At 40.0% G+C, this 18,524-nt stretch carries 20 protein-coding genes and 1 pseudogene; 18 read left to right on the top strand and 3 right to left on the bottom strand.

What is annotated here, in order from left to right; genetic code table 11:
• Positions 1-8: 8 nt before the first annotated feature.
• Positions 9-320: a hypothetical protein gene (locus ACVX3R_RS04950; protein ID WP_000422663.1), complete on the top strand. Its 312-nt coding sequence runs from the start codon at positions 9-11 to the stop codon at positions 318-320.
• Between the two features lie 52 nt (positions 321-372).
• On the opposite strand, the gene ACVX3R_RS04945 is transcribed toward ACVX3R_RS04950, so the two are convergent.
• On the bottom strand, positions 373-1,392 hold the full coding sequence (locus ACVX3R_RS04945; protein WP_458794432.1) for a hypothetical protein: 1,020 nt from the start codon (positions 1,390-1,392) through the stop codon (positions 373-375).
• A 119-nt stretch (positions 1,393-1,511) separates the two neighbouring features.
• Between ACVX3R_RS04945 and ACVX3R_RS04940 the strand changes: the two genes are divergently transcribed.
• The 17 genes and pseudogenes from ACVX3R_RS04940 to ACVX3R_RS04860 all read left to right on the top strand — a co-directional run bounded on the left by ACVX3R_RS04940 (position 1,512) and on the right by ACVX3R_RS04860 (position 16,673).
• Positions 1,512-2,018: a YfbM family protein gene (locus ACVX3R_RS04940; RefSeq protein WP_458794431.1), complete on the top strand. Its 507-nt coding sequence runs from the start codon at positions 1,512-1,514 to the stop codon at positions 2,016-2,018.
• Positions 2,019-2,049: 31 nt separating this feature from the next.
• Positions 2,050-2,905, top strand: a pseudogene (locus ACVX3R_RS04935) (CbrC family protein).
• Positions 2,906-2,923: 18 nt separating this feature from the next.
• Complete coding sequence (locus ACVX3R_RS04930; RefSeq protein ID WP_270747954.1) at positions 2,924-3,436, top strand: hypothetical protein; 513 nt, start codon at positions 2,924-2,926, stop codon at positions 3,434-3,436.
• Positions 3,423-3,977, top strand: coding sequence for a hypothetical protein (locus tag ACVX3R_RS04925; RefSeq protein ID WP_458794430.1), 555 nt, complete (start codon positions 3,423-3,425; stop codon positions 3,975-3,977). The genes ACVX3R_RS04930 and ACVX3R_RS04925 overlap by 14 nt, the downstream gene beginning before the upstream one ends.
• 10 nt (positions 3,978-3,987) lie before the next feature.
• Positions 3,988-4,485, top strand: a complete 498-nt coding sequence (locus tag ACVX3R_RS04920; protein WP_458794429.1) for a hypothetical protein — start codon at positions 3,988-3,990, stop codon at positions 4,483-4,485.
• 48 nt (positions 4,486-4,533) lie between these two features.
• Positions 4,534-5,328, top strand: a complete 795-nt coding sequence (locus tag ACVX3R_RS04915) for a DUF4261 domain-containing protein (protein ID WP_458794428.1) — start codon at positions 4,534-4,536, stop codon at positions 5,326-5,328.
• Between the two features lie 43 nt (positions 5,329-5,371).
• Positions 5,372-5,839: a hypothetical protein gene (locus ACVX3R_RS04910; protein ID WP_458795661.1), complete on the top strand. Its 468-nt coding sequence runs from the start codon at positions 5,372-5,374 to the stop codon at positions 5,837-5,839.
• On the top strand, positions 5,832-6,848 hold the full coding sequence (locus tag ACVX3R_RS04905) for a hypothetical protein (RefSeq protein WP_458795660.1): 1,017 nt from the start codon (positions 5,832-5,834) through the stop codon (positions 6,846-6,848). The genes ACVX3R_RS04910 and ACVX3R_RS04905 overlap by 8 nt, the downstream gene beginning before the upstream one ends.
• A gap of 591 nt (positions 6,849-7,439) precedes the next feature.
• Positions 7,440-8,900, top strand: coding sequence for an aminotransferase class I/II-fold pyridoxal phosphate-dependent enzyme (locus ACVX3R_RS04900; RefSeq protein ID WP_458795659.1), 1,461 nt, complete (start codon positions 7,440-7,442; stop codon positions 8,898-8,900).
• Entirely contained in the window at positions 8,901-9,761 is an 861-nt protein-coding gene (gene speE, locus ACVX3R_RS04895) for a polyamine aminopropyltransferase (RefSeq protein ID WP_000366713.1), read from the top strand.
• Entirely contained in the window at positions 9,758-11,017 is a 1,260-nt protein-coding gene (locus ACVX3R_RS04890) for a saccharopine dehydrogenase family protein (protein WP_458795658.1), read from the top strand. Before speE ends, ACVX3R_RS04890 begins: the two co-directional genes overlap by 4 nt.
• The gene (gene nspC / locus ACVX3R_RS04885; RefSeq protein WP_458795657.1) at positions 11,017-12,144 is read left to right on the top strand and encodes a carboxynorspermidine decarboxylase; all 1,128 of its coding nucleotides are present in this window, start codon (positions 11,017-11,019) and stop codon (positions 12,142-12,144) included. Before ACVX3R_RS04890 ends, nspC begins: the two co-directional genes overlap by 1 nt.
• Positions 12,141-13,226 carry an agmatine deiminase gene (gene aguA / locus ACVX3R_RS04880; protein ID WP_458795656.1) on the top strand — a complete coding sequence of 362 codons (1,086 nt, stop codon included), beginning with the start codon at positions 12,141-12,143 and terminating at the stop codon, positions 13,224-13,226. The genes nspC and aguA overlap by 4 nt, the downstream gene beginning before the upstream one ends.
• A gap of 9 nt (positions 13,227-13,235) precedes the next feature.
• Positions 13,236-14,126: an N-carbamoylputrescine amidase gene (gene aguB / locus ACVX3R_RS04875; protein WP_458795655.1), complete on the top strand. Its 891-nt coding sequence runs from the start codon at positions 13,236-13,238 to the stop codon at positions 14,124-14,126.
• 128 nt (positions 14,127-14,254) lie between these two features.
• On the top strand, positions 14,255-14,992 hold the full coding sequence (locus ACVX3R_RS04870; protein ID WP_458795654.1) for a TraX family protein: 738 nt from the start codon (positions 14,255-14,257) through the stop codon (positions 14,990-14,992).
• 104 nt (positions 14,993-15,096) lie between these two features.
• A complete protein-coding gene (locus ACVX3R_RS04865; protein WP_458795653.1) occupies positions 15,097-15,795 on the top strand; it encodes a response regulator transcription factor in 699 nt (232 codons plus the stop codon).
• The gene (locus tag ACVX3R_RS04860; RefSeq protein WP_458795652.1) at positions 15,795-16,673 is read left to right on the top strand and encodes a sensor histidine kinase; all 879 of its coding nucleotides are present in this window, start codon (positions 15,795-15,797) and stop codon (positions 16,671-16,673) included. The genes ACVX3R_RS04865 and ACVX3R_RS04860 overlap by 1 nt, the downstream gene beginning before the upstream one ends.
• 38 nt (positions 16,674-16,711) lie before the next feature.
• Here the strand turns inward: ACVX3R_RS04860 and ACVX3R_RS04855 are convergent, their stop codons facing one another.
• Both ACVX3R_RS04855 and ACVX3R_RS04850 read right to left on the bottom strand, forming a co-directional pair.
• A complete protein-coding gene (locus tag ACVX3R_RS04855; RefSeq protein ID WP_458795651.1) occupies positions 16,712-17,464 on the bottom strand; it encodes an ABC transporter permease in 753 nt (250 codons plus the stop codon).
• A gap of 10 nt (positions 17,465-17,474) precedes the next feature.
• Positions 17,475-18,383, bottom strand: coding sequence for an ATP-binding cassette domain-containing protein (locus ACVX3R_RS04850; protein ID WP_458795650.1), 909 nt, complete (start codon positions 18,381-18,383; stop codon positions 17,475-17,477).
• Positions 18,384-18,524 lie beyond the last annotated feature (141 nt).

Raw genomic sequence — 18,524 nt, 5'->3', positions numbered from 1 at the left:
GTAGATATATGGAATTACAAGATTTTACCGAAAAAGAACAAGAAATGATTAAAGAGGGACTAACTTTCTCTAAGCTTAACGATAAGGAAACTGCCGATAAGATTATCGCCTTACTTCCTCAAGATATGATTAAACGGATTCCGTTTTTTGTTAGAAAACATGCTATTACACGTACAGTCAAGAGAATTTCTCTTGAATATCCGGAATTGTACGCTGTTGCTAAACAAGAAGGTCAACTTCCAGAAAAGGAAGCTCAAGAATTGCGACAAATTCTTACAGATATTTTCCAAGAAAAAATGAACAAGCATAAGATTAAGTAGTTTTTAATCATTTACTTAATCTTATACTTGCTCGTATTGAAATGATACTATCTTATTCCCACATACTGTGTTGAGCTCTAACACCATAACTATCTATGGAACCATCTGAATTGAACTTGGCTTCAATCCTGTATCTTTTCCAGAGGTCGTAATCTGCCGTTTGAATGGTTAGGATGTAGTTTGAGTCAGTCTCAGCGACATTGTAATCAGCAGGATTGACTTCAAAGATATCGATTAATTTTCTTGTTTGAAAATCTTGGAGCTTGAGATTTGCTAAACTGACATGATTGATAGAAATCCCCTGCAATTGATGGGCATCCTTAGGCGTTCTATAGTAGGTAATGACACAGTTTTTGAGTTGATCAGTATCTTTGCCAGTAGGAGTAAGGATCATAAAACCATAGGACTGATCTTCACGCTTGATTTCGAGAAGCTGGCCGTAGTAGAAATGGTCGTTTTTTGGATTGGTGATGAAACTCTCTGCGCCTTTATCTCCAAAGGTAAAGCCTTGGTCTAAAAGCTCGGAAGCCTTGGTCTCCCCGATAATGACAGTGGTATCTTGAATGGTTACTGGAACAGGTTGAGCTGGAAGACCACTCATCATCATGCAAAACATAAAAACATAACTCGTTAAAAAGGCTGTCCCGACAAAAGCGTTGGTTGATGCATAAGCATGACTGTTATGAAAGTTTTTTCTTATAGCTAGTACAATAAATTTACCAATACTTTTTAAAACCATACTAACAAGTACGATAAAAAATTGTTTTTTCAAACATTCATAAATTGCTTGCGGAAAGCTATTGCCATGATAGTAGAAGCCAGCCAATACCAGTAGATTTACGATTAAATAGATCAGCAAGAACCAATGAATCTCTTTAAGGGCATTAGCATCTGTGATTTCTTCATAGTCAACGTGAATTCTACCTTGAATGGCATGGCCGAGTTTATAGATCCATTTTGGGACATCTTTCCCTTGTCTGACCGCAACTACAAGTCTGATATAGAGATAGATAGTAAAGGACAAGGATAGAAAGAAAAGAGCATAAAAACCCAAAACAATACTAGTGAACATTACTATTTCCCCCTATTTAACATTCAATAAAACAATTTCTTAGCTCCATTATAGCATTTTCTAGGGAAATAGAGCTAGAAAGATCCGTATAATACTAACTGATTCAAAGGAGTAAAATCATGGGAATGATTGCCAATTATCAATATTTACCAGACAATGAATTAGAACAAATAAAAGCTCTTTCCAATCAAGAAGATGACTTGTTAGATTTTGCAGAGGATTCCGCTGATAGTCATGATATCTTACTAGATATTGACAAAATGTGGGATGCCTTGATCTTTGTCTTGACAGGATTTAGTAGTTCAGAATTTTTGGATGACAATCCCTTGAGAGAAGCGGTTTTAGGAGTGACTCCTCTAGAGGATGTATCTGAATATATGGCCTATACTGAAAAAAACAAGATAGCTGAGATCGTAGAAGCTTTAGAAAGTTTTGACATGGACAGAGCTATGGCTAACTTTAGTATGGAAGCATGCAAGAAAGCTGATTTGTATCCTGATATTTGGGATTATCTTGAGGAAGAGGAAGAAATCAAGGATGATATTTTAACCTGCTTTGTCAAAATGAAAGACTTTTACAAGGAAATCTTAAACCATAAGGGGAATGTCTTAGTGACTATTTGTTAAGGTTTTTATATTCCATTAGAAAGGTAGTCCCATGAATCCATTTCTAGAAAAGTATATTACTTTAAAAAAGCAATACCTAGAACAAGATGGAAATTCTTCCAGTCTTGCGGAACTCTATGATTTAGCTGATGAATTAGCTAAGTCTGATGATTTAGAAGCTAAGAAAGTCTTAGTTGACCTCTATGAACAATTGGATCTCTACACTAGTGCCTATAGCTAGCTTATTTACCGAAATCTTAGATAAACCAGACCGAAAACAATTAAAGAAACTGAGCCGTTTACAAGAAATGAGTCAGAGTCATGGCGATCGTTTTGCCCTTCCTCGTCCTCTAAGAAAAGAAGAGAAGAAGCAAAGACAGGACTTGTTAAAAGACTTACCTCATTTTCTCTATCATCCAGATCCCTTAGCTACAGGTTCATTTGTTGAAGGAGAAGCCAAGCTTTGTCCATCTTGTGGGAAAGAAAGCAATATTTATTATGACTTGATCCCTTATTGTATCGAGGATATAGAATACCTTTGCCCAATGTGCATTGCAAATGGGCTAGCAGGAAAGAAATTCGATGCGGAATTTATCCAAGATGCCGAGTGGCAGGAAGAATTGGATCCAGAAAAGAATCAGCTGCTTTTTTGTCAGACCCCAGGCTACTCTAGTTGGCAGGGAGAATATTGGCTTTCTTGTTGCCAAGATTATTGTGCTTACTTGGGTACAGTTGGAACTCGAGAATTGAAGGATATGGGAATCGCTGAGCAAGTCTTGGCAGACTATGAAGCGCGTGAAGAATATCAAGAGGTAGAAGACTACTTGGTCAAAGACGGGCCTATCTGTGGTTATTTGTTTAGATGTCTACATTGTCAAAAATACCAGATCTGGGTTGATGCAGATTAAATCGAAATGTGATTAGCTATGAAAATTAAAGAGAAGACTATGGAAGAACTAGAATTATTCGAAGCTGCCTCCAAAGATTTATTTGATACTATGCAGGGATTTAAAGACAATCTATCTGTTCAATTTCCCCTATTAGATAGTGATAACTGGCAGTATGATAAGGGATCGATAAAAGTTTGTAAGGCTGATGAGTCAGGATTCAAAAAAAGATGTAGAGTCGGAATCAGCTACAATTTGAAAGTCCCCCTATTAAACGAAGATGCCGAGCAAATCTGGCTACTGTTTAAAGACTGGTTCAATACTAGCAGATTGAGTCAAGTTGAAAGAAATCTTAATAATGAGGATTTGGGAAGATATGTTTTCTCAGCAAGTTCCCCTCTAGGTGATCAGGTAGATTGTTCGATTTATTTGCCTAATGAGTGGAATATCCCTCAGATTAGCTTTTCAGGCTATCTAACAGCTCGTTACAGAGCTTGTGATCTTGATAAATCGAAGAATAAGATGGAGGTTTTTAGAGATGAGAAAGATTGATTGGGACAAGATAAAGACGCGCTTAGATGCCTTGCTAGTCATTGACGAATATCTGACAGATCCGAGTGAGGATTGGCTCAGACTCGTGATTAAGACTGAAGAAGACTATGGATTCCGCTACCTTATTGACAATGGCTCTGGTGATTCTCTAGATGTGGTTTTGACTGATAAAATGATCCTCATAAAAGGTTTTGATCATGAAAGTGGTTTAAGCCAGTTTGCTGCTGACGAGTGGGATCAAGACGTCATTGATGGTTTTTATAAAGGTCTGGATGAAAAGTATCTCTCACTTTATTCTGAAGATCAAAAAGATGAAACAACCTTCTTTATCTGGTATGACGGTCACGCGCATCAACAGACTTACCAAGATCAGGATGGTGGAGAATGGTTGCTTTCTTACCTTTTTGATAGCTTTGAGAGATTTCATGAGTTTGTGACTGACTATTATGAAATTACCGTAGATAAAGATTTACTTAGAAAACTCTACATGGAAGGCTTTCTTTCAGACCTAGAATTAAAGCAATTAATCCAAGATGATTAAGAGGTTTATTATGAGAGTGAACTATAAAAATACCCCTGAAAAATATCAAACTCTGGCAGAAATAATTATCACACCATTGCTTGATTTACTCAAAAGTTTAACCTTGTTAGAAGAGGAAATTTTTGAGCGTAACAGAGCACTGGATAAGGAAAAAGAAGGCCTCGGCATCCCATCAAATCAACTTCATCCCAAGTGGGATGAACTTATGGATGATTATTTTCAGAAGCAAATGCAACTTCTAACTGGACGAGTGACTCAAAAATGCTTGGAAGGAGGAGTTCGAAATTCATATGGATCCCCAAGTGAGTATAACTATGTTCAAACGAATGATTTTTCTGTAGCTTTTATCATGACAAAAGCTGAAGAAGCAAGAGTCATTACCCATTATCAAGAAGCTTTAGAAATGAAGCATCAGTTTGTACTTAGATTGGTGGATGGAAATTGGCTACTTGATGAGAAATTTTACGGTTTTGAAGATGAGGAAACTTGGTATCTCGACTCACTTTGAGCAAGATAGCTTTGCTTCCCAACTGATATGAAAAAAAGGAGAAGTCCTATGAAATTTTTGAAAAATCTATTTTCTAGTAAGAAAGAAAAGTCAGAGAAGAAAAAGACCCTTACCTTGTCCATGCCCCTCTTCAAAGGCAAGCAGGCTTATTCTTTAGACCAGATTGTTCAGGAATTGAAATCTCACTGGGGACTTGAAATTTCTGAAGTTTCTGGTGATGATTCTAGTGCAACCTTTGTGATTGATGGTGCTCTCGTTGCGCTGGCTTTAATGGATTTGCCTATCCCAAGTCAAGAATTTGAAGAATTGTATGCCTATTCTTACCTCTGGCAGGATGTTGAGAAGGATACACAGGAGCACACACAACACGCCATTGTTTCTATTTTGTCTGACAATCTTTCGCCAGTAGAAACTTATTCCCTATTAACTAAAGTCAATGCCTCTATCCTAAAAACTAGTCAATCAGCTATTGGTATTTATCAGGGTTCTACCACCTTGCTCTTGCCCAAAGATCTTTATCTAGACCTGGCTGACCTTTTGAAAGAAGAAATGCTTCCCCTTCAACTCTGGATTTATATGGGAATTATCAACCAGGGAGATAAAACTAGTATTTACACTTATGGTTTGAAAGAGTTTGGAAAAACTGAGATTGAAATTATCGAGTCTCCTATAAATAGCGATGACCTATATTATTTTCTCTTGTCTATTCTTCAGTATGTTTTAGGCAGTGATGTCACCTTAAAGGACGGTGAAACCATTGGCTTTTCAGAGGACCAAAAAATCAAAATCACTGAGTCAAAAGCCGTCTATTTGGAAGGAAATTCCTTGAAATTAGATGTTTAAACCATGATTTATAATTGAGTGTCCTTCCTAGATTGGGGGTTTTATGAAGCGTGATATAAACAAGTATTATCTCTACCGATTTCTGGTCTATAGATTTGAAAAACTCTCTTGTAAGAACCCAAGTCTCAAGGAAATAAAACCAGAAAACAGAGAAAAAATCGTTCTAGAGGCTACTCGAACTAGTCAAAAGATTATTCTAGTCTTTGGAATTCTTTATGTTTTGCTATATTCTGCTATGTTCATTTACCTAAGGCTCAATGATTTTCAAAATCCCTTATTGGCTTGGTTTACTGACTACATCGACTATTTGGGGGTACTAATAAACGGAGAATGGGGCGGTAGTTGGCGTCAAAAGAAAGCTAGTTTTTTGATGATTGCTCTACTGGCTTTACCGATTGTGCTGATAGAAGGCGGCCCCTTCTTCTTGCTGGTTTTATTGATTGGGAATTGGGTACTAAAGAGAAAGATAAGATTTGTGAGAGAACATAAAGGAGTAGAGAGCCATGGCTAGAACGGCGATAATAGGTACTTTAATAGTTTTTGCAATCTTTAATCTGCTACTTGGTCTGGGCTTTTATCTCTTTCTAAAAAAGAGGAAAGAGAATGGGCAGTCATTGTACGAAACGCCTGTAAACCAACAAACTCGAACTGAAAAGCTGGGTCTAGGTGAGATTTTGGTCTACCTGTCCCTGATTGCTATTGCAGGAGTCTTTGCTTTTCAGACCTTAAATAGAGGTGGTGTTGGGAATTCTATTTTAGCCAAAATGATCCTCCTCCCAGCTATAATGGCTCTTTTCAATGCAAGAAAAAGGACTGGAAAGTCTTTACTTGCTCTCCTTATAACCTTTATGGTCTTTCTGGTAGGAGTCATGTTTAATCTCACGATTGGTTTGCCACCTCAAGCACCAATTTTGCAAATTAATGAAAGTAAAATCATTTTAGCAGAAACTAAAGCCAGTGAGCTGATGGATGCTGGTTTTGACATCTATGTAAGACAGAGCGATGGTGCTAGCGACTACGAAGAGCTCCTGACAGATGGCAGTTTCCAAAAGTATCCTGGAGATAAAACAGTTACCATCGAAAAAGGCTTCAGGCTTGATAGCAATGCTGTTCCTTATGCTCCCTACCTCCTAGCAAAAGATGGCATAGTACTGGGCAGTATTTCCTTTTACGGTGCTGAGGACTATGATGTGGCTATAGAAGATTCTAAGGTTATTCAGGTTCGATTTAACAAGGACAGTATTGAGGCAGCGAAAAAACATTCTATTACTTTCAAATTAAATGAACTTGACTTGACTACACGACTGAAAGTTTCTCTTGTTCAAGAAACTTTCAAGAAGCATCTATGGTCAATTCCACCATCAAATACAAGTGATGTCACTCAACTATGGTATGGATTAAAGTGGTCCAGCAACAGTGATTCGCTATTTTGGAATGAGTACTATGGTCTCATCCGCCTAGATGAAAATTATATGATGACTGATTTTGAACTAGCTGTTCAAGTAGCACGAGATAAGTAGATAAGATTTTGAATAACTGACTATACTTATGATTCAACAAAGGAACTAATCAATTTAGTTCCTGTTTTTGTTTTTTGATTTCAATTTTAAACGGTTTCTTTTTATTGTTGAGTAATATTTCACGAACAAAAAAAGAAATTGTTTAAAAAAGTTTCACAAAATCCTTTACAAGCTCTTATAAACATGGTATAGTTATAAGGCTTAGAAAATGAGATGATGTTTTCTAGCAAATATAAACCCGAGTAAAAAATGCCTACGGACAGGCAGGGTTGAATGCCGAAGCGTGGTTGAAAAGCCACATTATTGATAGGGTTAAAAGCCTACTTTTATAAGTTGATGTTAGGACGCTTGTCCTAATTCATAAATTTTAGTGTGGTGAAAGCACACGTCATCTTGTGAAACGATCAATAAAGTACGTAATATTTGCTACTAGAGAGTTAGGAAACATCAGGAACAGACATACTCAACAGAAACCAAAATACACACGTCAGAAGATTGCAGAGCAGGTGAAAACCTGCTCTTTTTTCATAAGTCAACCTTTAGTCGCCTTTATCTTCTTGAGGTGCTAAAAATATGGTAAAGGAGTATGTCTTGAAGAAGTTAGATCAAAACCAAGCCCCAATTTATGAGGCCTTGGTCAAGCTACGCAAGAAAAGGATTGTTCCCTTTGATGTGCCAGGTCACAAGCGTGGACGAGGAAATCCGGAACTTGTTGAACTATTAGGAGAAAAATGTGTTGGCATCGACGTCAATTCGATGAAACCCTTGGATAATCTCGGCCATCCTATTTCGATTATTCGGGATGCAGAGGAGCTAGCTGCGGATGCTTTTGGAGCAGCCCATGCCTTTCTCATGATTGGCGGTACAACCTCATCAGTTCAAACTATGATTCTTTCCACCTGCAAGGCAGGAGATAAGATTATTCTGCCACGAAATGTCCACAAATCTGCTATCAATGCGTTGGTTCTATGTGGAGCCATTCCCATCTATATCGAGATGAGTGTGGATCCTAAAATCGGCATCGCTTTAGGTCTTGAAAATGACCGAGTTGCCCAGGCTGTTAAGGAACATCCAGATGCTAAGGCGATTTTGATTAATAATCCTACTTACTATGGGATTTGTTCAGACCTAAAAGGTTTAACGGAAATGGCTCATGAAGCTGGCATGCTGGTTTTAGTGGATGAAGCCCATGGAGCGCATTTGCATTTTACAGATAAATTGCCACTGTCTGCTATGGATGCTGGCGCTGATATGGCGGCGGTCTCTATGCATAAGTCTGGTGGGAGTTTGACCCAGAGCTCCATCCTGCTAATCGGTGACCAGATGAATCCTGAGTACGTTCGTCAGATCATCAACCTGACCCAGTCTACATCTGCATCTTACCTACTTATGGCTAGTTTGGATATTTCTCGACGAAACTTGGCCCTTCGTGGCAAAGAGTCTTTTGAGAAAGTCATTGAACTATCCGAGTACGCTCGTCGTGAAATCAATGCTATCGGTGGCTACTATGCCTACTCAAAAGAGTTGATAGATGGTGCATCGGTCTGTGATTTTGACGTGACCAAGCTGTCAGTTTATACTCAGGGAATTGGGCTAACAGGGATAGAGGTTTATGACCTCTTGCGAGATGAATACGACATTCAGATCGAGTTTGGGGATATTGGGAATATCTTGGCTTATATTTCAATCGGTGACCGCATCCAAGACATCGAGCGCTTAGTCGGTGCTCTGGCGGATATCAAGAGACTCTACTCGAGAGATGGAAAAGACTTGATAGCTGGAGAATATATCCAACCAGAGTTAGTGCTATCTCCTCAGGATGCCTTTTATTCAGAGAGAAGAAGTTTAACTTTGGATGATTCTGTTGGACAAGTCTGTGGGGAATTTGTCATGTGTTATCCTCCAGGGATTCCAATTTTGGCTCCTGGTGAACGGATTACACGAGAAATTGTGGATTATATCCTGTTTGCCAAGGAACGTGGTTGCTCCCTCCAAGGAACGGAAGATCCAGAGGTCAATCACATTAATGTTATTGAGAGAAAGGAGAACTAGATGGATTTATGGTTTTCTGAAGTTCATACTCCAGATGTGAAATTGTCCCTGAGAACCGCCAAGCAACTCTACGCCGGTAAAAGTGAATGGCAGGATATAGAAGTCTTAGACACGCCAGCTTTTGGAAAAATATTAATCTTAAATGGCCATGTCTTGTTTTCAGATGCGGATGACTTTGTCTACAATGAAATGACGGTCCATGTTCCCATGGCTGTGCATCCTAATCCAAAGAAAGTATTGGTTATTGGGGGTGGCGACGGCGGTGTTGCCCAAGTATTGACGCTCTATCCTGAACTGGAGCAAATCGATATTGTGGAACCAGATGAGATGCTGGTTGAGGTCTGTCGTGAGTATTTCCCAGACTTTGCTGCGGGGCTAGATGACCCTCGTGTTACCATTTACTACCAAAATGGTCTTCGCTTTTTGCGAAACTGTGAAGATGACTACGATATTATCATCAACGATGCGACAGATCCATTTGGACATACGGAAGGGCTCTTTACCAAGGAATTTTACGGAAACAGTTACAGAGCTCTCAAAGAAGACGGCATCATGATCTATCAGCATGGGAGTCCCTTCTTTGACGAGGATGAGTCAGCTTGCCGAAGCATGCACCGCAAGGTCAATCAAGCCTTTCCAATCAGCCGGGTTTATCAGGCCCATATCCCAACCAGTCCTGCTGGTTATTGGTTGTTTGGATTTGCATCGAAAAAATACCACCCTGTCAAAGATTTTGACAAGGAAGGCTGGAAAAAACGCCAGCTTTTCACAGAATACTACACTGCAAACTTACATGTGGGGGCATTTATGTTGCCCAAGTATGTTGAGGACATTTTAGAAGAAGAGGAAGGAAAAAAATGAGTCGTTTATTAGTTATTGGATGTGGGGGCGTTGCCCAAGTTGCTATTTCAAAGATTTGCCAAGATAGTGAAACCTTTACAGAAATTATGATTGCTAGCCGTACTGAGTCAAAATGTGATGACTTGAAGGCTAAATTAGAAGGCAAAACAAGTACTAAAATTGAGACAGCTACTCTTGATGCTGATAAGGTAGAAGACGTGATTGCCTTGATTGAAAGCTACAAACCAGAAGCTGTTTTGAACGTAGCACTTCCTTATCAAGATTTGACCATTATGGATGCTTGTTTGGCGACAGGTGTCCACTATATCGACACTGCCAACTATGAGGCTGAGGACACAGAAGATCCAGAATGGCGTGCCATTTATGAAAAACGTTGCAAGGAACTTGGATTTACAGCCTACTTTGACTACTCATGGCAATGGGCTTATCAGGAGAAATTTAAAGAAGCAGGCTTAACTGCTCTTCTTGGTTCTGGTTTTGACCCAGGCGTGACCAGTGTCTTTTCAGCTTATGCTTTGAAACACTATTTTGATGAAATCCACTATATCGACATTTTAGACTGTAATGGTGGTGACCACGGTTATCCGTTTGCGACTAACTTCAACCCAGAAATCAACCTCCGCGAGGTTTCTGCGCCAGGTTCTTACTGGGAAGATGGAAAATGGGTCGAAGTCGAAGCCATGTCAATCAAGCGTGAGTATGATTTCCCTCAAGTTGGTCAAAAAGACATGTATCTCCTTCACCATGAAGAAATTGAATCATTGGCCAAAAACATTCCTGGAGTCAAACGGATTCGTTTCTTTATGACTTTCGGCCAATCCTATCTAACGCACATGAAATGCTTGGAAAACGTCGGGCTCCTTCGCACGGATGCAATTAACTTTAACGGACAAGACATCGTACCAATTCAATTCTTAAAAGCTTTGCTTCCAGATCCTGCCAGCCTTGGCCCACGTACAGTTGGAAAAACCAATATCGGCTGTATCTTTACAGGTATCAAAGACGGCGTTGAAAAGACTATCTATATCTACAATGTTTGCGACCATCAGGAATGTTACGCCGAAGTTGGTTCACAAGCTATTTCTTACACAACAGGAGTTCCAGCCATGATTGGGACAAAATTGGTTATGAACGGAACTTGGAAACAACCTGGAGTCTATAACCTTGAAGAATTGGATTCAGATCCATTCATGGAAGCTTTGAATGAGTATGGATTACCTTGGGTTGTGGTTGAAAATCCTCAAATGGTGGACTAATGAAGCTAGAACAAGTACCAACACCAGCCTATGTCATTGACTTAGCCAAATTAGAAGCCAACTGCCTTATTTTACAGCAAGTTCAGGAAGAAGCCGGTTGCAAGGTTTTACTTGCTCAGAAAGCTTATTCCCTCTATAAAACCTATCCCTTGATTAGCCAGTATCTGTCTGGTACGACGGCTAGTGGTCTCTATGAAGCTAAGTTAGCTAGAGAAGAGTTCCCTGGGGAAGTTCATGTTTTTGCACCTGCTTTTAAAGATGCAGACTTGGAGAAATTGCTTGAGATAACAGACCATATCGTCTTTAATTCAGAGAGACAGTTGCGTAAACACGGCCCTCGTTGCCGAGAAGCTGGTGTCAGTGTCGGTTTGCGCCTCAACCCTCAGTGTTCAACTCAAGGAGATCACGCGCTTTACGACCCTTGTGCTCCTGGATCCCGTTTTGGAGTTACTCTAGACAAGATACCGAGTGATTTGCTGGACTTGGTGGATGGCCTTCATTTTCATACCCTTTGTGAGCAAGGGGCGGATGATTTAGAGACAACTTTGAAAGCTGTAGAAAAACAGTTTGGACCTTATTTACATGAGGTCAAATGGCTCAATATGGGTGGAGGACACCACATCACAAGAGAAGACTATGATGTAGATTTGCTGATTTCTGAAATCAAGCGTATCCGATATACTTACAATCTTGAAGTCTATATCGAGCCGGGTGAAGCTATTGCGCTCAATGCTGGTTATCTAGCAACGGAAGTATTGGATATTGTAGAAAACAGTATGGAGACCTTGGTTTTAGATGCGTCCGCGACCTGCCATATGCCAGATGTACTTGAGATGCCCTATCGTCCACCTTTGAGAAATGGCTTTAAGGCGCAGGAAAAATCCCATACCTATAGACTTTCTTCCAATACTTGTCTGACGGGTGATGTGATTGGCGACTATAGTTTTGAAAATCCAGTTGAAATTGGAGATAGACTTTACTTTGAAGACATGGCAATCTACTCATTTGTCAAAAATAATACTTTTAACGGTATTGGCCTCCCAAGTCTCTATATCATGAACGAGCAGGGTGACTGCAGCTTAGTCAAAGCCTTCAGCTACCAAGACTTTAAAGGGAGGTTATCATGATGGACAGTCCAAAGAAATTAGGCTACCGTATGCCAGCAGAGTACGAACCCCATCATGGTACCCTCATGATATGGCCGACTCGACCAGGATCATGGCCTTTTCAAGGAAAAGCTGCTAAAGCAGCATCTACTCAGATCATTGAGACCATATCAGAAGAGGAAAGGGTTTACCTTTTGGTGGAGCAGGACTATCTATCTGAAGCCAAATCCTATCTTGGAGACAAGGTCGTTTATTTAGACATTCCCACCAACGATGCCTGGGCGCGTGATACGGGTCCGACTATTCTACTCAATGAAAAAAGAGAAAAGTTGGCAGTCGATTGGTCTTTCAATGCTTGGGGTGGTGCTGTTGATGGTCTCTACCAAGACTATGAAGATGATGACCAAGTAGCCAGTCGGTTTGCTGAGGTCTTGGAAATGCCTGTCTATGATGCCAAACCTTTTGTACTGGAAGGAGGCGCGATCCATAGCGATGGTCAAGGAACCATTCTTGTGACTGAAAGTTGTCTTCTAAGTCCTGGACGCAATCCTCATCTCAGTAAAGAGGAAATCGAGAGAAGATTATTGAACTATCTTGGCGCTGAAAAAGTTATTTGGCTTCCTTATGGTATTTATCAGGACGAAACCAATGAACACGTTGACAATGTTGCAGCTTTTGTCGGTCCTGCAGAGCTTGTCTTGGCTTGGACAGATGATCAAAACGATCCTCAGCATGCCATGTCAGCAGCTGATTTAGCTCTTTTAGAGAAGGAAACGGATGCAAAAGGGCGTTCCTTCACTATTCATAAACTTCCAATCCCAGTGCTTCATCAAGTTGTAACCGAAGAGGATTTGCCAGGCTACATCTATGAAGAAGGTGAAGAAGAGCGCTATGCAGGTGAACGTCTTGCAGCTTCCTATGTCAATTTCTATATCGCCAACAAGTCTGTCTTAGTGCCACAATTTCAGGATGTAAACGACCAAGTGGCCTTGGATATCCTCAGTAAGTGTTTCCCAGACCGTGAAGTGGTAGGAATACCAGCCAGAGATATTCTCTTAGGTGGTGGCAATATCCACTGCATCACCCAACAAATCCCAGAATAGGAGAAAAAGATGAGAAATGTTAGAGTTGCAGCGATCCAGATGCAATGTGCCAAGGATGTAGCAACAAATATCCAAACAGCGGAACGTTTAGCTCGCCAAGCCGCAGACCAAGGCGCGCAAATCATTCTCTTGCCGGAATTATTTGAACGTCCCTATTTCTGTCAGGAACGCCAGTATGACTATTATCAGTATGCCCAGTCGGTGACAGAAAATACAGCCATTCAGCATTTTAAAGTGATTGCTAAGGAACTACAGGTTGTTCTACCCATTAGTTTCTACGAAAAAGATGGAAATGTCTTGTATAACTCAATCGCCGTCATTGATGCTGATGGAGAAGTGCTGGGCGTCTATCGGAAGACCCACATACCAGATGACCATTATTATCAAGAAAAGTTTTATTTTACGCCTGGTAACACTGGTTTCAAGGTCTGGGATACTCGCTATGCTAAAATTGGGATCGGTATCTGTTGGGATCAATGGTTCCCTGAAACAGCGCGCTGTCTTGCGTTGAATGGGGCAGAATTGCTCTTTTACCCAACCGCTATCGGTTCAGAGCCTATCTTAGATACGGATAGTTGTGGTCACTGGCAACGTACCATGCAAGGACACGCAGCAGCAAATATTGTCCCAGTTATTGCAGCCAATCGCTATGGCTTGGAAGAAGTCACTCCTAGTGAGGAGAATGGCGGACAGAGTTCTAGTCTTGACTTCTATGGTTCCTCCTTTATGACGGATGAAACAGGCGCTATTTTAGAGAAAGCTGAAAGGCAAGGTGAGGCTGTTCTGTTAGCAACTTATGACCTTGATAAGGGAGCAAGTGAACGCCTCAACTGGGGACTGTTTCGTGATAGAAGACCAGAAATGTACAACGGATTACCGACTAGAAGGTCAATTTCATAATAAATTTTTGATATTCACGCCTGCCTTACAAAAATGTAAGATAGGCTTTTTAAATGTAAGATGGGTGTACGATTATACGTGGAAATGTATGCTATACTCTATGTAGCTCAAAAAGAAAGAGGTTTATTATGAAAAAATGGAATGCGACGCAGTTGAAGTATCTGATGGCGGCAGTAATGGTTCTAGACCATATCCCGCATATTACAGGGATCGTTTCTCCTCTGTGGGAAGGTATCTTTCACGCCTTGACCCGTTTTGTGGGAGTTTGGTTTGCGTATATGGCTATGGAAGGATTCATCCATACTCGAAATTTGAAAAACTACCTCATCCGCCTCTGGAGTTGGGCGCTTATCATGTTTGCTGGAAATAGCCTTCTCAATACTCTGTTTGCCTCTAAGGGTGTAATGGTTACTAATAATATTTTCTTGACTTTGGCCATCGGTGTCACCATGCTTTGGATTGGTTTTCCTCGAAAAGAGCTGGATCAAAAAGAGAAGTTGTGGCGTCGGATTGGGGTTGCTGGTATTCTGATATTTGGTAGCCTTTTTGCTGAAGGTGGTATCACTATGCTACCATTTCTCTTGATTAGTTACTCTTGTCGAAATCGCAAGGGATTGCGAAATCTCCTCTACGCCTTTCTGTGGGCCTTCCTATTAGTGACTTCTATACATACCTATGACACTTGGTACCAAACCTTGGAAATGCTGCTTTACAATTCTGACTGGCTCTTTATCACTGTCTTTCCTTTTATGGCCTTGTATAATGGACAGCGAGGAAAAGAAACCAGCTGGAGCAAATATTTCTTTTATATTTTCTACCCAGCTCATTTATGGATTATTACCCTGATTGCTTATTGGGTTAAATAGATTCAATTTATTAGCTCCTTCTTGCTTAAAATGCGAGAGGAGCTTTTCTGTATCTGGAATTCCTAACAAAACATGTTATAATAGTTTTAGAAAGGACGAGGTTTATGGCGAGCATACTTGTAATTGAAGATAATAATGACATCCAGGAAATCTTAAGAACCCTTCTTGCAGAGGAACACGAGGTGATTCAAGCATTTTCTGGGACAGAAGGTATAATGCAATTTGACAAAGGTGGCATTGATCTCGTCTTGCTAGATATCATGCTCCCTGGGAAAAATGGCGACCAAGTCTTGCAAGCTATTCGACAAACTAGTCAGACTCCGGTCATCATGCTTACTGCTTTAGGTGATAAAAAGCTCATCAGCCAATATCTCTTAGATGGTGCCAATGATTATGTAGTAAAACCTTTTGATTTGGATGAAGTCTTTGCCAGAGTCACCGTGCAATTACGCCAAAGTGGTGAACATCAGTCAGAAGATCGAAGAGAAATTGATAACCTCGTACAAAACTTTAAAAATGTCCGGTTTGATGCGGATAGTTTTGAAATAAGTAGCGCAACTGAAACCATTCGTCTTGCAAAGAAAGAGTGTCAGATTCTCCAAATGTTGTTCCAGCATCCTAAAAAGATCTTCACCAAGGAAGAACTCTATGAATTGATTTGGGAAGAAAGTTACCTACCTGGAGATAATACGCTCAACACCCATCTAAGCAATCTCCGTAAAAAACTGCATCAACTGGATCCAAATCATGAGTACATCGAAACCATTTGGGGAGTTGGTGTTCGATTAAAAGGAGACAAGTAATGATTTACATTTTGATATCAATATTGCTCCTCATTAACATCATTTTGGCGATTTCTTTGATTCGCTATCATATAGCAATTAGAGATTTAAACAGACAAATTGAAGAAAAGATTCGCTCTGGTAGTATGAAGAGGATCGGTGTAAATTTCTTTTCAAAGACCATTTTGCGCCTACATAACCAAATTGAGAATCTATTTCAGGAAGTGGAGCAAAACCAGCTAATCATGAAGCGTGAAAAACGCACCCTAGATATGGCAATCAGTAACATCGCTCATGATATTCGGACACCTTTGACAATCGCTTCAGGCTATACTCAGCAACTAATAAAACATCCCGATAATAGTCAGGAAACTTTAAGCAAAATAGCCCATCATCAGGATTTGGTTTCCAAACGTTTGGAGGCACTCCTCGAATACCGTCACTTGATGGAAGGAGCAGTCAAACCGAAACTGGAAGAACTTGATTTATCAACTTTTATAACGAAAAAGACTTTCGCCTATTACGACGTTTTTCAGTCATCACATATTGTTCTTGATTTTAACGTTGAACCAGGATTGAAAACGACGACTGATGAGGACTTGCTTGATCGAATTATACAAAACCTCCTTGGAAATGTTCTCAAGCACGGAAAGGAGAAAGCTCGACTTTCTTTGAAAAAGGAAGAAAATAGGCTTGTTTTGGAAATTGATAATCTAGTCAAAAAATCTATCAAGAATATAGACAATCTCAGCAATCGTTTTTACTCTGAAAATATGTCGGATACCGAAGAATCCTCTGGTTTAGGTCTCTATATTACCGAGGAATTAGTTCATCTTCTTGGAGCGGATATGAAGCTAGTTGCTGATGGAGAATGGTTTTCAATCTTTATTTATTTTTAATAGAAGAAATCTCCTCTATATCCTAGAGGAGGTCCTTTTTATAAGCTTTTCTTCTTGAAAACGGTAAGGCCGCTAAGAGAGAAGAAAAGTATGACGGCGATGCAAACCGTGATGGTATAGAGTACAGACTGACTATCAGCAGTCATGGCATAGGCAAAATTTAAGCTCAGATATCGTAAAATTGCGATATTTGGAAAGATAAGCATTGGCATAGAAAAGATGATAGAGGTAACTAGATAGCCGATAAATACGGCAAGGTAGGAGTGAGTCACATAGAGAATAAAGGAAACAATCGAAAGCCAAGCGAGGAGGCAGAGAAGTTGAAGGAAAATCGTTAAGAGGAGGTTTGTAATAAAACCATCAGGCATCGTACCAAGTCCGTTTAGTAGAGTTGAGGGAACAAAAGCAATCACAAGGCTGGCGATGAGCTGCAAGAGAGCGATACTTGCTAGTACAAAGGATTTAGCGAAGAAAAACTCTGTACGAGAAACGCCAACAGTCAAACTATTTTTATAGAGCTTGCCGATTAGATCAACTCCGAGAACGAGACATGCTAGAACAATGCAGAGAAAAACGAGGTTTGAACCATTGCTAGACGTGTTGATAAGAGCTTGAACGCCGTCCCAACCATGGGTTGGAGTCTCTGGTGGTGTTGTATTTACTGACATTAAATGTCCTGTAGCCCCGATAGTGGCACCCATTAGCAAGAGGACAAAGAGAATGAATTCTGTAATCCAGAATCCTTTGGAGCGGAAAAGACGGTAAAAATCTGCTTGAATGGTATGTATCATGATTTTTCTCCTATTCTACCAATTGTGTGAAGTATTCTTCTAGGTTTTGACGGGCAAAGTAAATCTCATCAATAGCAACATCGGCCAAAGTTAGTTGCTTGAGAATCTGTTTGACATCTTGTTCATTACCAAAGATATGGATTTCATTTTCAGGGTTTACAACCTTAAACTGGAGCTGGATTTGTTCTTTCAATACCTGACAAGCTCTTTCTTTGTCGCTTGTTTTAAGCACAATATAATCCTCACTCAGTGTTTCAAACTCAGCTTTACTGATTTCACGGATAATCTTACCTTGATCCAGAATACCAAAGCGATTAGCTAAGAGATAGAGTTCTGACAAGATATGGCTAGAGATGAGGATGGTTATGCCTTTTTCTTGATTGAGCCGCTGGATCATGAGGCGAAATTCTTTGATTCCAATCGGATCGAGACCGTTAATGGGTTCATCAAGAATCAGGAAGTCAGGTTTGGATAGGAGGGCAATGGCGATGCCAAGTCTTTGTTTCATTCCTAGTGAGAAATCACGAAAGACTTTTTTTCCTGTATCTGACAAGCCAACATAGTCCAAAGTCTCATGAATCACCTTATCAGCATTTGGAATATGACGCATCATACAATAATATTTCAGATTCTGGTATGCTGTCAAGTGATTGTGAGCTACAGGTGATTCGATAACAGAACCCACTCGAGATAATGCCTTGGTCCACTCATTTTGTCCTTGGCTAGAAAAGAGGGAAACTGTACCTTTGTCCGCAAACAATAATTGTGTAACGATTTTAATAAGAGTAGTTTTACCTGATCCGTTTTTTCCAATTAGACCATAAATATCTCCCTCTTTTATGGTTAGACTAAGATCTTGAAGAATAGCTTGTTGGCCGAATTGTTTGGTCAGTCCATGAATTTCGAGTACTGCTTTCATGATTTTCTCCTTTTGATTTGTTTTACTAACTTTAGTATAAGGTATAGAAATCAAAGAAAGTTCAAGTAATTCTAAAAAGTTTCTAAAGTTTTGTAATTCTTAAAAGAAACAAAACCCAGTTGATATGAACTGGGCTTCTCA

It is taken from the genome of Streptococcus sp. 517s (genome assembly GCF_054445985.1).
Note: the sequence above shows the minus strand (reverse complement) of the source record. Positions and strands in the feature narration are given on the sequence as shown.

What these genes read in the sequence shown, in the direction of transcription:
- ACVX3R_RS04950 (WP_000422663.1), top strand. Translation starts at nt 9, where the DNA reads ATGGAATTACAAGATTTTACCGAAAAAGAACAAGAAATGATTAAAGAG.
- ACVX3R_RS04945 (WP_458794432.1), bottom strand. Translation starts at nt 1,392, where the DNA reads ATGTTCACTAGTATTGTTTTGGGTTTTTATGCTCTTTTCTTTCTATCC.
- ACVX3R_RS04940 (WP_458794431.1), top strand. Translation starts at nt 1,512, where the DNA reads ATGGGAATGATTGCCAATTATCAATATTTACCAGACAATGAATTAGAA.
- ACVX3R_RS04930 (WP_270747954.1), top strand. Translation starts at nt 2,924, where the DNA reads ATGAAAATTAAAGAGAAGACTATGGAAGAACTAGAATTATTCGAAGCT.
- ACVX3R_RS04925 (WP_458794430.1), top strand. Translation starts at nt 3,423, where the DNA reads ATGAGAAAGATTGATTGGGACAAGATAAAGACGCGCTTAGATGCCTTG.
- ACVX3R_RS04920 (WP_458794429.1), top strand. Translation starts at nt 3,988, where the DNA reads ATGAGAGTGAACTATAAAAATACCCCTGAAAAATATCAAACTCTGGCA.
- ACVX3R_RS04915 (WP_458794428.1), top strand. Translation starts at nt 4,534, where the DNA reads ATGAAATTTTTGAAAAATCTATTTTCTAGTAAGAAAGAAAAGTCAGAG.
- ACVX3R_RS04910 (WP_458795661.1), top strand. Translation starts at nt 5,372, where the DNA reads ATGAAGCGTGATATAAACAAGTATTATCTCTACCGATTTCTGGTCTAT.
- ACVX3R_RS04905 (WP_458795660.1), top strand. Translation starts at nt 5,832, where the DNA reads ATGGCTAGAACGGCGATAATAGGTACTTTAATAGTTTTTGCAATCTTT.
- speE (WP_000366713.1), top strand. Translation starts at nt 8,901, where the DNA reads ATGGATTTATGGTTTTCTGAAGTTCATACTCCAGATGTGAAATTGTCC.
- ACVX3R_RS04890 (WP_458795658.1), top strand. Translation starts at nt 9,758, where the DNA reads ATGAGTCGTTTATTAGTTATTGGATGTGGGGGCGTTGCCCAAGTTGCT.
- nspC (WP_458795657.1), top strand. Translation starts at nt 11,017, where the DNA reads ATGAAGCTAGAACAAGTACCAACACCAGCCTATGTCATTGACTTAGCC.
- aguA (WP_458795656.1), top strand. Translation starts at nt 12,141, where the DNA reads ATGATGGACAGTCCAAAGAAATTAGGCTACCGTATGCCAGCAGAGTAC.
- aguB (WP_458795655.1), top strand. Translation starts at nt 13,236, where the DNA reads ATGAGAAATGTTAGAGTTGCAGCGATCCAGATGCAATGTGCCAAGGAT.
- ACVX3R_RS04870 (WP_458795654.1), top strand. Translation starts at nt 14,255, where the DNA reads ATGAAAAAATGGAATGCGACGCAGTTGAAGTATCTGATGGCGGCAGTA.
- ACVX3R_RS04865 (WP_458795653.1), top strand. Translation starts at nt 15,097, where the DNA reads ATGGCGAGCATACTTGTAATTGAAGATAATAATGACATCCAGGAAATC.
- ACVX3R_RS04860 (WP_458795652.1), top strand. Translation starts at nt 15,795, where the DNA reads ATGATTTACATTTTGATATCAATATTGCTCCTCATTAACATCATTTTG.
- ACVX3R_RS04855 (WP_458795651.1), bottom strand. Translation starts at nt 17,464, where the DNA reads ATGATACATACCATTCAAGCAGATTTTTACCGTCTTTTCCGCTCCAAA.
- ACVX3R_RS04850 (WP_458795650.1), bottom strand. Translation starts at nt 18,383, where the DNA reads ATGAAAGCAGTACTCGAAATTCATGGACTGACCAAACAATTCGGCCAA.